Annotated in this window: 9 protein-coding genes; all 9 read left to right on the top strand. The window is 41.8% G+C overall.

Features of this window, described 5'->3' with window-relative positions:
• The first annotated feature begins 8 nt into the window (after positions 1-8).
• The 9 genes from JIG41_RS21355 (at position 9) to JIG41_RS21315 (ending at position 14750) form a co-directional block, all read left to right on the top strand.
• Positions 9-1016: a rhodanese-related sulfurtransferase gene (locus JIG41_RS21355; RefSeq protein ID WP_118844238.1), complete on the top strand. Its 1008-nt coding sequence runs from the start codon at positions 9-11 to the stop codon at positions 1014-1016.
• Positions 1017-1347: 331 nt separating this feature from the next.
• The gene (locus tag JIG41_RS21350) at positions 1348-2364 is read left to right on the top strand and encodes an efflux RND transporter periplasmic adaptor subunit (protein WP_199525439.1); all 1017 of its coding nucleotides are present in this window, start codon (positions 1348-1350) and stop codon (positions 2362-2364) included.
• A 2-nt stretch (positions 2365-2366) separates the two neighbouring features.
• Positions 2367-5444 carry an efflux RND transporter permease subunit gene (locus JIG41_RS21345; RefSeq protein ID WP_199525449.1) on the top strand — a complete coding sequence of 1026 codons (3078 nt, stop codon included), beginning with the start codon at positions 2367-2369 and terminating at the stop codon, positions 5442-5444.
• Positions 5445-5526: 82 nt separating this feature from the next.
• Entirely contained in the window at positions 5527-7425 is a 1899-nt protein-coding gene (locus JIG41_RS21340; RefSeq protein ID WP_074988244.1) for a DUF294 nucleotidyltransferase-like domain-containing protein, read from the top strand.
• A complete protein-coding gene (locus JIG41_RS21335) occupies positions 7425-8132 on the top strand; it encodes a 3'-5' exonuclease (RefSeq protein ID WP_199525438.1) in 708 nt (235 codons plus the stop codon). Before JIG41_RS21340 ends, JIG41_RS21335 begins: the two co-directional genes overlap by 1 nt.
• A gap of 19 nt (positions 8133-8151) precedes the next feature.
• Positions 8152-9045: a LysR family transcriptional regulator gene (locus JIG41_RS21330; RefSeq protein ID WP_074988242.1), complete on the top strand. Its 894-nt coding sequence runs from the start codon at positions 8152-8154 to the stop codon at positions 9043-9045.
• Positions 9046-9136: 91 nt separating this feature from the next.
• Entirely contained in the window at positions 9137-10210 is a 1074-nt protein-coding gene (locus tag JIG41_RS21325) for an efflux RND transporter periplasmic adaptor subunit (RefSeq protein WP_199525437.1), read from the top strand.
• Positions 10211-10213: 3 nt separating this feature from the next.
• Entirely contained in the window at positions 10214-13288 is a 3075-nt protein-coding gene (locus JIG41_RS21320; RefSeq protein ID WP_199525436.1) for an efflux RND transporter permease subunit, read from the top strand.
• A 1-nt stretch (position 13289) separates the two neighbouring features.
• Complete coding sequence (locus JIG41_RS21315; RefSeq protein WP_199525435.1) at positions 13290-14750, top strand: efflux transporter outer membrane subunit; 1461 nt, start codon at positions 13290-13292, stop codon at positions 14748-14750.
• Position 14751 lies beyond the last annotated feature (1 nt).

Below are 14751 nucleotides of genomic sequence, written 5' to 3'. Positions count from 1 at the left end.
GGTAACCTATGACTGCTGTACATAAAGACAATGTAACCAGCGAACACTTCGTTGTGTGCGCACTCTACAAATTTGTAGCCCTTCCAGATTTTGAAGCAATTCGCCAACCATTACTTAATGTGATGGAAGAAAACGAAGTACGCGGTACCTTGTTATTAGCGGCTGAAGGTATTAACGGTACGGTGTCTGCAAAGCGAGAAGGTATCGACAATCTACTTGCATGGTTAGATACACAACCAAACCTAGACAACATTGTGACTAAAGAGTCATACGACGATGAATGTCCGTTTTACCGCACTAAGGTTAAACTGAAAAAAGAAATCGTAACCATGGGTGTTGAAGGTATCGACCCGCGTGAAGTAGTGGGTACATACGTAAAACCAGCTGACTGGAATGCATTAATTTCAGACCCTGAAGTGATCTTAATCGATACGCGTAACGATTACGAAATCGAAATTGGTACTTTCCAAAACGCGGTCGATCCACGAACTAAAACGTTCCGTGAATTCCCTGCGTGGGCTAAAGAAAACCTTGACCCTGAAAAGCACAAAAAAGTGGCTATGTTCTGTACGGGTGGTATCCGTTGTGAAAAATCAACGGCGTATATGAAAGAACAAGGTTTCGACGAAGTTTTCCATTTAGAAGGTGGTATTCTTAAGTACTTAGAAGAAGTACCAAAAGAAGAAACCATGTGGGAAGGTGAATGTTTTGTATTTGATAACCGTGTAGCGGTTAATCACGACTTACAAAAAGGTTCATACGACCAATGTCATGCGTGCCGTATGCCTATCACAGAAGACGAAAAGTTAAAGCCAGAATACATGGAAGGTGTATCGTGCCATCACTGTCACGACAGCCTAACAGAAGAGCAGCGTGCTCGTTTTGCTGAGCGTCAAAAGCAAATCGAATTAGCACAAGCTCGTGGCGAAGGCCACATTGGTAACGAAGCTCAAGAAGTACTTCGTAAACGTAAAGAAGCTAAAAAAGCGCAAAAAGAAGCACAGCGCCAACAATAAGTTTCCACTTCTAATGCATAATATACAAGCCTCAGCATAGTCTGGGGCTTTTTTATGACCTAAAAATTATTTGCCACTCATACAGCTAATTAATGCCAGTAAGTGGCTAAATATCACCGTGATAACACACCCCATTTAACGACTAAATAGGTGCACTGTTTTACATCGCTTTCGATAGGATTTATTACCTTGAAGCAGAGCACTTGAATATAAGCACAGGTATTATTAATTTCGCCTCATCATTTTGTTTATTAAACGAAGTCTTGTTTTTATTGATCACAAAGCTGTTACACTTCGTAACAATTAAAACGATTCTTATTTAGGTGAACTTTTGACAATTGGCAAATTATATTCATGGACCTTAATCGCCTGTATTTCCTGCATATCTGTTGCACAGGCGGCCAATGTGGTTGTTGAACCCGTTACAACTGAAAAAGCAAAACAGCAAATTAAAGCCGTTGGAAACGCAGAGGCGATTCATTCAGTTACGTTGTACCCCGCAGTGGGTGACAGAATGACCGCGGTGTATTTTAAACCGGGCGATAATGTGTCAAAAGGTGATTTATTACTCGAACTAGACTCACGCAGACAACAAGCCGCCCTTAAAGAAGCTGAAATTACCTTAAAAGATGCCGAGCGCACCATGAAAAGGCTTGAAGAGAGTCATGCCCGAGGTGCTGTTCCGCAAAGCGATTTAGATGATGCTAAAACCCTTTATGAACTAGCAAAAGTAAAGTTAATGCACGCTAAAACGGAACGTGAAGATCGTGAGATCCGGGCGCCTTTTAGCGGCGTAATGGGCCTTACCGATGTAGAAGTTGGTGACAGGATCACCGCACAAACTGCAATAGCGACCATCGACGACATTTCTCAGCTGTATATTAACTTTAATGCGCCTGAGGCCGCAATTTCTGTGCTTAAGCAGAAGTCTGAGGTAGCGGTTATTCCATGGTTAGGTGATAAAGTGTATACCGCAACAGTGGCTGAGTTAGACTCACGTATCAATGCACAAACACGCACGATAAGAACCAAAGCCAAACTAGATAACAATGAAAAGCAGTTTATGCCAGGCATGAGTTTTCGCGTGCACATTAATATTCGAGGCGATGAATATGCAGTAGTCCCAGAAGCAGCCATGATGTGGGGTGCCGCAGGTCCGTATGTATGGAAAAGTGTCGATAAAAAAGCAACCCGTGTTGATGTAAAAATTGAGCAGCGTTTAGCAGGGCGATTGCTCGTATCAGGGGGTTTAAATAAAGGCGACTTGTTAGTGACAGAGGGGGTACAACGATTACGCCCTAACCAAGAGCTGACATTTGCTAACGACGTTAAGCTTGCCAAGGAGTAATGATGAAGCAACAACCAATGATGGAAGACTTGCCGTCAATGGCAATTCGCCGACCTGTTTTAATAGTGGTGTTGAACTTATTGATCATTATTGCGGGTATTGCTGCGATTGCTGGCGTAGAAGTACGAGAGCTTCCAGATGTAGACAGACCACGTATTACGGTGTCAGCGTCGTTTCCGGGTGGTTCACCTGAAACAGTTGATACCGAAGTAACAAGTAAACTTGAAGGTGCAGTCGCTCGTGTAAGTGGGGTAAAGTCGATTCGCGCGCAAAGTGAAGAAAACAACGCACGAATCGTGGTCGAATTTCGCCCGGGTGTTAACTTAGATGATGCTGCAAACGAAACGCGTGAATCGGTTGCACGGGTACAACGCGAACTTCCCGAAGAAGTTGAACGGGTATCAATTATTAAGGCCGACAACGACGCTGAGGCGGTTGTGTCCCTAACAGTTTCGAGTGATACATTATCTCTTGAAGCACTGACCGAACGCGTTGATGTAGACTTAGCCCCGCAATTTTTAACCATTCCCGGTGTGGCTGATGTACGTTTAAATGGTGACCGTGAACGAGTTTTAAGGGTTAGAATCGATCCCCTTAAATTAAGCAGTTTTAATCTCACTGTGCCCGACATTGCTAATGTATTACGCCAAGCGCCGTTTGATGTTCCGGCAGGGAGTTTAAAGTCGAGCGATCAACAAGTCATTGTCCGTGCTGATGCCACTTCAATTTCAGCAGAACAAGTCGCAGATATTATTGTTCGTGATGACACGCGTATCGGCGATGTCGCCGCTGTGTATTTTGGCCCTGCAGATCCTCGTTCGTTCGTAAGATTAAATGGCACACCTGTTATTGGCATGGAGGTTATTCGTCAAGCCCAGTCGAACACCATTGAAATTTCAGATGAAGTATTAACACTGATTGAAAAAATGCGTGTGCGATTCCCCGAAATGGAATTTACGCTCACCTCCGACGACGCACAGTTTATTCGCAGCTCAGTAGACGAAGTAATCAACTCGTTGTTACTCACCGTGTTGCTAGTTGTTATAACGCTGTGGGTGTTTATTGGCTCTTGGCGCGCAACACTGGTGCCTGCTTTTGCGATTCCCGTTGCTTTAATTGGATCGCTCGCGCTGATATGGGCGTTGGGTTTCTCAATCAACATATTAACGTTACTGGCTTTAGTATTAGCGACAGGTTTAATTGTTGATGATGCGATTGTGGTGAGTGAAAATATTCAACGTCAACGCGGTCTAGGACTTGGGCGGCGAGCCGCAGCGGTAATTGGTACCCGCGAAGTATTTTTTGCGGTGGTGGCCACCACGGCTGTATTGGCTGCAGTATTTGTACCTATTGCGTTTTTACCATCAACAGCGGGGCGGTTGTTTCGTGAATTTGGTGGAGTGCTCGCGGGCGCAGTGATTATCTCTAGTTTTGTCGCATTGTCTTTAGTCCCTGCATTAACCTCTAAACTTAAATTAAAGCAAGGGGGATTTCATCCATTTGCAAAACTTGGGCATGGCTTAGCGGCTGTTTATAAACGCACGATTCATGGTGTATTAGACCATGCATGGATTACATTTTTTGTGTGCTTAATTGTCGCTGCGGGCTCAGGTGCACTGTATATGAACCTTGATAACGAATTACTGCCCACAGAAGACAGAGGCAAAATTCGAATTTTTGCACGTGGCCCCGACGGTGTCGGCCTTAACTTTATGGATAGGCAAGCCGTGCAAATGGAAGATATATTACTGCCTTTTGTAGAAAGTGGCGAAATTGAGTCAATATATACCGTTGTTGGGCAATGGGATCCCAATATTGTATTCATTACCGTGCCTTTAAAGCATTGGGATGAGCGTCACTTTAGTCAGCAAGAAATCATTAATAAAATACGTGGACCGCTGGGTAATATTCCTGGTGCTGCTGGTTACCCTGGTGGTTCAAACAGTCTAAATTTGCGTGGTCAAGGGGGTGGCATTGAGCTGGCGCTGCTTGGTCAAGATTACTTAGAAATATTTAAAGCAGCGCAGGCATTCTCAGCTGAAATAGAAAACGCAATTCCAGAGGTTGCGCCAGTGAGAATTTCGTACCAACCGTCGCAGCCACAGTTACGGGTTAATATAGACAGACGCCGTGCAGAGGAGCTTGGTGTGTCTTTAAGTGATATTTCAATCACGTTAAGAGCGGCGATAAATGGTGATGATATTGCTGATTTAAACATTGGTGATCAATCAATTCCTATTATGTTGCAGGCACAAAATCAAACCATTACTAATCCAAATGATCTGGCCAACTTATACGTTGGGGCGCGAGATGGTCAGCTTGTGCCGCTCAGCAGTGTTGCAACGATTACTGAAGAAGGCGTGGCAGCTGAGCTTGAGCGCCATGCACAGCGTCGTGCAATTGAGCTAAGTATGGAACTACCCGAAAATGTCACTATCGCTGAATTGGTCACCAAAATTCGTGACATCTCCGAGACTAACTTACCGAATGGTATTAGCCTTGCTTTTAAAGGCGAAGCACTTACATTTGAAGAAACCGCTAATGAAGTACTGTTAACCTACGTATTGGCTTTTTTAATCGTTTTACTCGTACTCGCGGCACAATTTGAAAGCGTAAACAGTGCGATTGTGGTTATGATCACGGTGCCTTTTGGTATCACGTCGGCTATTTTGGCTTTGTATTTAACGGGTACGTCTTTAAATATTTACTCGCAGATAGGCTTAGTTATGCTGATTGGCTTAATTGCTAAGAATGCGATACTGCTGGTGGAGTTTGCTGACCAATTACGTGACCAAGGTCGCTCAGTGAGGGTCGCTGTTGAAGAAGCTGCGTTAGTTCGTTTACGCCCGATTGCTATGACGTTGGTATCTACCTTACTGGGTGCGTTGCCGCTTATTTTGTCGACAGGAGCTGGTGCCGAAGCGCGTAATGCCATTGGATGGGTGGTGTTTGGTGGTTTAGCCTTAGCGGTATTATTCACGCTTTATTTAACCCCCGTTATTTACCTTGGTTTAGCACGTTTTACCAAACCTCGTGGTGATGAGTCTAAACACCTTGCCGATGAGTTAGAAAACGCTTAATCGACCTTAATTGGCTATTTTTCTTTGAAAAAATAGCCAATTACCTCCACAATCAATAAAAACACCCAATCTAGGTATGCGTATGCAAGCCGAACACATCGATATTGCACAATTTTTAAGTGATCATGCTCCATTTGATGACTTACCAGAAGTGGCAATAAATAAATTAGCGTCGCAAATTGAAATTGCTTATTTTCGTGCTGGCACCGAGATATTAAATTACGGTGACGACATAGCCGATTTATATGTTATTCGTACTGGTGCCGTGGAAATGTATCGCCGTGATGGTGAATTATATAACCGCTTAACCGTAGGGGGCATATTTGGCCAAATGGGTTTGCTAATGAATCGTAAAGTACGTTTTCCGGCAAAAGCACTCGAAGACACACTTGTTTATTGTATTAATGTGGAGTTGTTTAACCAGTATTGCGACGAGTACGAACCATTTGCAGATTTCTTTGAGGCTGATGGTAATGTACGTTTGCACCAAGCTATCGTCGAGCAAGCCGATAGCAATGATTTAACTACCGCAAAAGTAAAGTCATTACTGCACAGAGATGTGGTCACGGTCGCAAAAGATGCAACAGTTCAGTTTGTTGCGCAGTTGATGACGCAAGAGTCGGTGTCGTCAGTATTGGTTACTGATGCCGATAAACCCATTAGCGATGACCCTGATGATGACGATGGCCAAGTTGTTGGCATCATAACTGACCGCGATTTACGTTCCAGTGTTATTGCACAAGGATTAAGTTACGAAGCACATGCTCAGCAAATAATGCAGACTGATCTTGTATTACTCGATAGTAACGCCTACGTGTTTGAAGCTGTACTAGCGATGCTCAGAGATAATATTCATCACTTACCCGTTGTTATTAAGAAAAAACCCATTGGGGTTATTTCGTTATCAGATATTTTGCGCTATGAATCGCAAAGTAGTTTATTACTGGTGCGTGGCATTCTTGCTCAGCAATCAGTTGAAGACTTAGCTTATTATGCGCGCCAGCTGCCTAATGTATTTGTGCGGATGGTTAATGAAGATGCTAATTCTCATATGATTGGCACTGCCATGGCAGTGATAGGGCGAACATTCAAACAGCGTCTACTCGATTTAGCCGAAGAAAAGTTTGGTCCGCCTCCTGTGCCTTATTGCTTCATTGCACTGGGGTCAATGGCAAGGGATGAGCAATTAATCGTTACAGATCAAGACAACGCAATTATTCTAGACAATAGTTTTGATGAATCTTTACACGACGCGTATTTTCAAAAACTTGCTGACTTTGTCTGTGATGGCTTGGCTGAGTGTGGTTATAAGTACTGCGATGGTGAAATTATGGCGTCATTTAAAAAATGGCGTTTAACGCGGGAACAGTGGCAAGAACAATTTGCTAGTTGGATAGCAGAGCCAAAACCACAAGCATTATTGCACAGTTCAATATTTTTTGATCTTGATGGTGTTTACGGCAAAACCAAATGGGCAGAGGAACTAAAACGGTTTATTGCTAAAGAAGGGCGCAGCAATAAGCGTTTCTTAGCGAATATGGCAGCTAACGCACGTAATAGAACGCCTCCACTGGGCTTTTTTAAAGACTTTGTATTAGAGCATAATGGTCAACATAAACGCTCAATGAACTTAAAACGTCGTGGCACAGCCCCTTTGTCTGATGTAATCCGTGTGCATGCTTTAGCGATAGGCAGCCGTAAGCAAAACTCATTTGAACGACTTGAAGATATAATTGATGCCAAGTTATTACCAGAAGGAAAAGCGCAAGACTTACGAGATGCCCTTGAATATATCGCCATGATCCGTATTCGTCATCAGGCTTGGCAAATAGAAAAGCTAGATGAAGCGCCCGACAACGATTTAGAGCCACATTTGCTATCGCCTTTTGAACAGCGAAACTTAAAAGAAGCGTTTGCGATTTTAGATAAAGCACAGAACTTCTTAAAATTCCGTTATTCAGCTAATTCAGGTGTGAAGTAATGACCACTAATAGTGCAAAACAAAACTGGCCTGCACGTTATAAAGCGCTATCAGCGACGAGTCGTCATTCTTGTATACAACATTTTTATCAAAGTGCGGTAAACGACCTTAATTTACCAATTAGTGAAGTACCCCTCGTAGCGTTAGATTTTGAGACGACCGGTCTAAATTTTGATAAAGACGATATTGTTAGTGTGGGGTTAGTGCCGTTCACATCAAAACGGATTTATTGCAAAGACAGTGCACATTGGCTTGTTCAACCAAGGCAAAAGCTCGATGAAGAGTCGATAGTCATTCATGGCATTACACACTCCGAGTTAACTGGCGCGCCTGACTTCTCGTCGATAATTGAGCCGTTATTAGCCGCATTAGCTGGTAAAGTGATTGTTGTGCATTTTGCGCCTATTGAACGCCACTTCCTGTATCAAGCGTTAAACGCACGATTAGGTGAAGGTTTAGAGTTTGCAGTAATAGACACCTTAGAACTTGAAAGAAGAGCGCTTAAAGCGAAACAGGGATTACTTGGTCGGTTATTTAACTCCAAACTTGGCTCGGTAAGATTAGCTGACTCACGAACTCGTTATTCGTTACCCGCATATCAAAACCACAATGCTTTAAATGACGCCATAGCCACTGCTGAATTATTACAAGCACAACTCGCTTACCATTACCGACCTGACACTGAATTATCTCAACTCTGGTTTTAGATTTTAGTAAGGAACAATTGTGAAAATAGATGATATTAAGCTCTTTATGCTGGTGGTTGAGTTACAAAGCTTTTCAAGTGCCGCAGAAGCGCTGAATCTACCAAGATCAACCGTGAGCAGACGAATTAGTGAACTGGAAGCAAAGCTGAGTGCCAAATTACTAATTAGAACAACACGTAATCTAACGCTTACGACGACGGGGTTAGATTACTACAACAATATGCTTAATATTATTCCTCAATTTGATAAAGCGAATGAAGTTGTAAGAACCCAAAGCCACAGTCCAACAGGGCGTATAAAAATAGGCTTTATAAATGAATCAGACATTCTTTGCCATGATATTTTGCAAGGGTTTTTACGCCAATACCCGAACATTCAGATCGAAACACACCTAAGTAGTTTGGGTTATCATGACATTATCAGCTATGGTTTAGATGCTAGCATTCATATTGGGCCAATAGCAGACAGCTCCTTTGTAGCGCGGCAAATAAAGCCTTTTAAACGTAAGTTATATGCGGGTAGGCAATACATGGAAAAGTTTGGCAAACCTGAGTCATTAAATGAGCTTAAAGATCATTCCATAATTTTACTGCGTTGGCCTGATGGTCGGCTAGAAAATACCCTGCAATTTCAAACTGAAAGTGTAGTTGTAAACAGCCAATTAATTGTTAATAACTCCTATTTTATAAGGCATAGCGTTTTAGCTGGCTCAGGAATAGCATTGATGCCTGAGATTGTCGTGAAAGAAGCGTTAGCCACTGGGGAGGTCGTTGACATACTGCCTGAACACGAAACCATGATTGAGGATATCTGGTTAGTTTACCCAAGTAGGCAGGGTACCTCTCATGCCGCTAGGTTATTTATTGATTATTTCTTAGATGAAATAAACAAGTGGCAGGAATTGTCTCAATAAATGGAATAGTGTTTGCCGCTACAGGCTAATTATCTCACTATTAATAAATAATATAATCGCTTTCCTAAAACAACATATGGAAAGCTATATTATGAATAGTTTAAAAACGTTATCTATCTTAGCTGTGGCAATCGGGGTTACGGGTTGCCAAGCTGAGCTTAAAACACCAGAAAAACCACTTAGACCAGTCAATGTTATTAAATTAGAGCATAAGGAAAACCACAGAAATTTCAGGCTCAGTGGTGTAATACAATCACAAAAGCAGGCTGATTTATCGTTCCGGGTTGCTGGTAAAGTTGAAAGTATATATGTAAATGAAGGCCAGTTTGTCAGAAAAGGTCAAATACTTGCGTCGTTAGATAGCCATGATTTTGAAGTGCAAGTCAGTGAGTTACAAGCACGCTTAGATGAAGCCGTTGCGAGTAAAGAGCTTGCAGGACTTGAGCTTTCTCGTATTCGCAATGCCAGTAAAGATGGCGCAATAGCAAGTATAAAGCTAGACCGTGCTCAAACTATGTATAGCCGTGCAATTGCTAATGTAAAATTAGTAACACAAGCCCTGCAAAAAGCAGAAGACTCGCTACGTTATACCAATCTTAAAGCCCCATTTGATGGTGTTGTCGCACAGATTGCTATCGATTCATTTGAACAAACATCACCACAGTTTTCTGTTTTAACCCTTCATCAACCAGATTTACTCGAAGCGGTCACTGATGTGCCAGAAGGCGCTATAAATGAAATGGCAATTGGTATGCCAGCACAGATTAATTGGCATGGGAACAGTAATTCTTTATCAGCGATCGTGACGGATATAGCAAGCGTGCCACATCAGCTTAAACGCACTTATGAAGTCACTTTTGGGGTTAATAACCCGAACAACAAGCCGCTTTTTTCCGGCAAGCCCGTGTATGTAGACCTTAATATTGTTGATGAAGAGGGTAAGTTTTGTGTTCCTACGCATGCACTGGTGCAACAATCAGTAAATAGTTTTGTGTATAAAGTTGAAGGGAATACAGTTCAAAAGCTACCGGTTGAGATAACAAACCAGAAACAATCAGTTGTGTGCATAGATGGTAGGTTAAAGCGCGGCGATTATATCGTTACTTCAGGCAGCGCATTTGTTGAAGATGGTCAGCAAATAAGTTTTGTCCAAGAGGTGAAGTAAGCTATGAATTTATCTACTTTCGCACTTCGCCAACGAACATTTGTGATTTTTTTCACAATACTTTGCATGATTGCTGGTATCTACTCTTATTTTGACTTGGGTAAGTTAGAAGATCCGACCTTTACTGTTAAAAGTGCTGTTGTTGTTACGCTTTATCCAGGTGCATCAGCAGAGGAAGTTGAACAGCTCGTAACGGACAAAGTTGAAACACGGCTGCAAGAAATGGGGTCACTTTGGAAGCTTCGCTCGTTATCTCGCCCTGGAAGCTCAATGATTTTTGTTGATCTTAAAGAAAGTTATTCCTCAGATGAGTTACCCCAACAATGGGACTTGTTAAGACGAAAAGTTCAAGATGTTAAATTAGAATTACCGATTGAAGCTCAAATATCGGTAGTACAAGATGAATTTTCTGAAGTTTATGGGATGTTGTTTGCAGTCTATGGTGACGACATTCCAATGCATCAACTAGATGATTATTCAAAAGAATTACAACGTCGAATTAAAGCTGTTGATGGCATTAAAAAAGTGCAATTGCATGGTGTGCGTAAACAGGTTGTCAATATTGCTGTAAGCGATACAAAGTTAGCACAAAGTAATATCTCTATGTTGCAGCTTGTTGATCAACTTAATGCTCAAACAAGCCCTGTAAATGGAGGAGACTTTGATATTGGCAAAGAGAATATTCGTGTTGAGCAAACAGGCCAATATCAAAATCTTGCTGACATACAGAATTTAATGATCCGTACAGGTATCAATGAGCTTAAAGATAGTTCTGGAGTCGTGCGTCTTGGTGATATTGCCACTGTTACTATGGGTTATGAAACACCTATCAATACAGCTAGCCGTTTTAATGGCCAACAGGCAATTACACTGGCTGTTAGCCCTGAAAATGGCATAAATGTCGTTAATATTGGTGATGAATTAAAATCTGTACTTGCAGATTTTGAATCTGAACTGCCTATTGGTGCAAGTGTTGGCATCATCGCTTACCAGCCTGATGAGGTTACAAAATCAATCAACAACTTTGTTGCTAATTTAATTGAAAGTGTCGTAATTGTGGTTGTTGTGCTGTTGATTTTTATGGGCTGGCGCAGTGCGACAATCGTTGGCGTTAGTCTGTTTTTAACTATTTTATTTACATTAGTGTATATGAATATGACTAATGTGGATCTGCAGCGCGTGTCACTTGGTTCATTTATTCTTGCCTTGGGTATGTTAGTTGATAATGCGATTGTAATTGTTGATTTATTTGTCGCTAAGTTAAAGCAAGGTATACAAAGAACAGAAGCAGTCAAAGAGTCAATTTCAGAAATGGCTTGGCCATTATTAGGCGCAACAGTTATTGCGGCTATGGGAACAACGCCTGTGTTGTTTTCACAGACAGACTCTGCCGAGTTTTCTCTATCAATAGTGCAAGTGTTATGTAGCTCATTATTACTCTCGTGGGTTGTAGCAATGATAATTACGCCACTACTATGTTGGGCGTTTATCCGTGTTGATCACAACCAAACAAAACAGAAAGAATCTAAGTTAATGGCAGGGTATCGCAAAGCAGTTAACTGGACTGTCGATAATCCTAAAAAAGCAGTTTTAATGGTAGTTCCTTTGCTTGTAGCAACACTCCTAGCAGCACCAATGCTAAAAGTGAACTTTATGCCAAGCTCAGACCGTGCAATTGTGTTTTTAGATTATTGGCTACCCAATGGTGGTCGAAGTGATGTTGTTTCTGAGGACATGAAAAAGGTTGAACAATGGTTGCTCGCACAGCCAGAAGTGAAAAGTATTTCAAGCTACATTGGTGAAAGTGCACCCCGTTTTTCTGTAACAGTTGAACCTGAGCCTCTAGATTCAAGCTATGGCCAAATCCTCATTAATACACAAAATTTTGCAGACATAGCACCATTAGTAGAACGAGGCGACCAATGGTTAGCTGCTGAGTTTGCACATGCCGAACCACGCTTTAGGGATCTAAAATTAGCGACGAAGGATAAGTATTCAATTGAAGTTAGATTTGAAGGGTCGGATCCAGAAGTATTAAAGCAACTGTCAAAACAAGCAAAAGACATTATGAGCTCACATCCAAATACCAAGTATGTGCGTGATGATTGGCGTCAAGAAAGTAAGGTTCTTGTTCCAATTATAAATCAAGAAGCGGCAAGGCTTGCAGGTGTAAACCGTACTGATATCGCTAGAGCACTTAACCAAGCTTCAGAAGGCATGCAAATAGGCACTTTGAGCCAAGGTGATGACTTAATCGCAATTAAGTTAATCAATAGCGATAGTAGTATCGAGCAGCTTGATAATATCCCCGTAAGATCATTATTTTCGAGCCATAGCGTGCCACTTGGGCAAGTTGTCGATGATATACAAATAAAAGGCGAGCAAAGTGTAATTTGGCGTCGAAATCGTCAACCAGCCATTACTGCACAAGCGGGTGTAGTTAACGCAACTCCTGCAACAGTACGTTCTGAATTAGCGCCTCAAATAGAGTCGATGACTTTACCTAAGGGCTACAGCATGCATTGGGGAGGAGAGTATTATGATGAAAAACGCTCGATTGATGACCTTTTAGAGCAGAACCCTAAAGCGACAGTATTAATGCTGCTTATCTTAGTGGCTATGTTCAATGCGTACCGCCAGCCATTAATTATTTTTATCACTTTACCACTTGCGAGTATTGGGATTATTTGGAGCTTAATTGCATTAGATAAACCATTTGGCTTCATGAGTATTGTCGGCATGATTTGTTTGTCGGGCATGATTATTAAAAACGGTATTGTACTGATGGATCAAATTGAGCTTGAGCGAAAAAATGGCAAGCGCATTGTTAATGCCGTGAAAGATGCAACGCTCAATCGTACCATGGCAATTTCAATGGCTGCGTTAACAACGGCACTTGGCATGATTCCTTTATTATCAGACAAGCTATTTGACCAAATGGCCGCCACTATAATTGGAGGCTTGATGGCCGCTTCAGTTTTATCACTGTTTATTATGCCTGCACTGTATCGTTTGTTTTATGCAAAAGAAGAGCGATTAGAAAAGCAACTGCAACACGATAAAGGCGAGGAGTATTAAAATGAAAAAACTTACATTAACAATCATTTCTTCAGCATTACTTATTAGTGGTTGCTCTATGACGCCAGATTACGAAAGACCAAGCGTGAGTGTTGCTGATGTGTATTTACACGCATCAAATTCAAAAGAGATACAGCAGCAATTAACACAACAAAATTGGTGGTATAAATTTGCTGATGAACAACTTATTGAGCTTGTTGAGGATGTTCAACAGCAGAACATTAATATTAAACAAGCCAGTGAAAGGATCAACGCAGCGAAGGCTTATCATCAATCAGTGGCATCGTATAAAGTTCCGACTCTTTCTTTAAATGCAGGAGTGGTTGATTTACGTTTTAGTGAAAATGAAGCCGTTGCTGGTGGATTAATTGGTGATATTGCCTTACCAGACAGTTTTGGTGGGGGCTATATCTCGGGTGCCAGTAGAGATAGTAAAGATCATTTCATCGGCTTAAATGCCAGCTGGGAGCTAGATATATTTGGACGTATAGACAGTATGTCTGCCGCTGCAAAAATTAGAGCTGAACAAGCAGAGGTTATGAAAACAGCTGTTAATACAGCTGTTACAGCCGATGTTATCAACAACTATTTGCAGTACCGAGGCGCGCAGTCTCGTCTTGCTATTGCGCAGCAAAATGTAGTGCAACAAGAGCAGTCTTTAGCGCTCGTTAGATCATTATTTGAAAATGGTTATAGCTCTGAGTTAGATATAGCCAATGAAAAAACAATGCTCGCGACGACGAAATCGGCACTCTTGCCACTTAAAACAGCGCAGCAAGTTCACCTGAATCGCATTGCTATTTTGCTTGGTGAGTCTGTGAACCAAACTAAATTAAGGTTTACTGATGCACCATTACCACAAATGCAAGGACTGGTGCCAACAGGGTTACCTTCACAATTGCTTACAAGGCGCCCTGATATAGCACTGGCGGAGCGAGAAATTGCTGCCAAAAATGAAGAGGTGGGTGTGGCTATCGCCGCTAAATACCCAAGCCTTTTTCTTACTGGTGCGCCAAGCTTTGTAGCGGGTGACTTTGATGATCTTATTAATTCGGATTCAATATCTTGGTCATTAGGCGCAGGAGTAAGTTGGAATATATTTGATGGCGGTCGAGCTGAGGCCATGGTTGATATGCAAAAAGCCAGTTTTAAACAGTCAGTGTTAAGTTATCAGCACACTGTTAATGCTGCATTCAATGAAGTTGAAACAACTCTCTACGCGTATGCGAATGCTCAGCAATTCAATACTCAAATTTCAAAAGCTGTAAGTCATGCTGAAATGGCATTGAATAAAGCAAGAGTTTTGTATCGTGCTGGTTTAATTGATCATATTTCAGTTCTAAATGCGCAAAAACAGAACAATCAACTAAAAGATGCAGAAGTGTTAGCGAGATTAAACACTGCAACCACAGTCGTAATGTTACATAAAAGCTTAGGAGGGGATTGGCAGATAAAAAAATAGT

Source organism: Pseudoalteromonas sp. bablab_jr011 (genome assembly GCF_016464045.1).
Taxonomy (GTDB): domain Bacteria; phylum Pseudomonadota; class Gammaproteobacteria; order Enterobacterales; family Alteromonadaceae; genus Pseudoalteromonas; species Pseudoalteromonas lipolytica.
This window is presented reverse-complemented; position numbering and strand designations above follow the sequence as displayed.